The sequence below is a fragment of the Pantoea sp. Ap-967 genome (genome assembly GCF_011752565.1).
In the GTDB taxonomy this organism is placed as follows: domain Bacteria; phylum Pseudomonadota; class Gammaproteobacteria; order Pseudomonadales; family Pseudomonadaceae; genus Aquipseudomonas.
The window spans coordinates 1-625 of sequence record NZ_VWXK01000094.1 but is presented as its reverse complement, the minus strand read 5'-3'; the positions used below and the strand labels follow the sequence as shown (position 1 = coordinate 625).

Sequence of the window (625 nt, the reverse complement as noted above, 5' to 3'; positions counted from 1 at the left end):
TTGCGGAGGGAGGTGACGGGCATGGATGCCCGTCAAGCGCTGGGCCCCAGGATGGGGCCTGCAGCGCGGTCCTCCCGGGAGCAAGGCCGGAGCGAGGGAACCCCGAAGCGCAGCGTAGGGGCCGGATGTGGGAGCCAGCGTTTTTTGGTTACTTTTTGTCGCGTCTGACAAAAAGTGACTCGCCGTAAGGGCGAAAAGGTGAGTAAGCGTCACCATCGCAAACGAATGACTCGCGTGAGTCAAAACCGGCGCGATCCAGGTTTTTGATCTTTTGCTTTTTGCTTTTTGCTTTTTGCTTTTTGCTTTTTGCTTTTTGCTTTTTGCTTTTTGCTTTTTGCTTATCGAATGAAGCCAACATTCATTGGCGATGGTGGCGCACAGTCACCTTTCCGCCCTTACGGCGGGTCACTTTTTGTCAAACGCGACAAAAAGTAACCAAAAAACGCTGGCTCCCACATACGGCCCCTGCGCTGCGCTCCGGGGTCCCCTCACTCCGGCCTTGCTCCCGGGAGGACCGCGCTGCAGGCCCCATCCTGGGGCCCAGCGCTTGACGGGCATCCATGCCCGTCACCTCCCTCCGCAAGACCTCCGTTCGGCCTCCTGAGGTCGCGATTGGTGTTGCCTG

1 protein-coding gene is annotated in these 625 nt (G+C 58.1%); it reads right to left on the bottom strand.

The features are described from left to right. Positions 1-148 precede the first annotated feature (148 nt). On the bottom strand, positions 149-358 hold the full coding sequence (locus F3J45_RS29650; RefSeq protein WP_167070879.1) for a hypothetical protein: 210 nt from the start codon (positions 356-358) through the stop codon (positions 149-151). Positions 359-625: the final 267 nt, after the last annotated feature.

What these genes read in the sequence shown, in the direction of transcription:
- F3J45_RS29650 (WP_167070879.1), bottom strand. Translation starts at nt 358, where the DNA reads ATGTTGGCTTCATTCGATAAGCAAAAAGCAAAAAGCAAAAAGCAAAAA.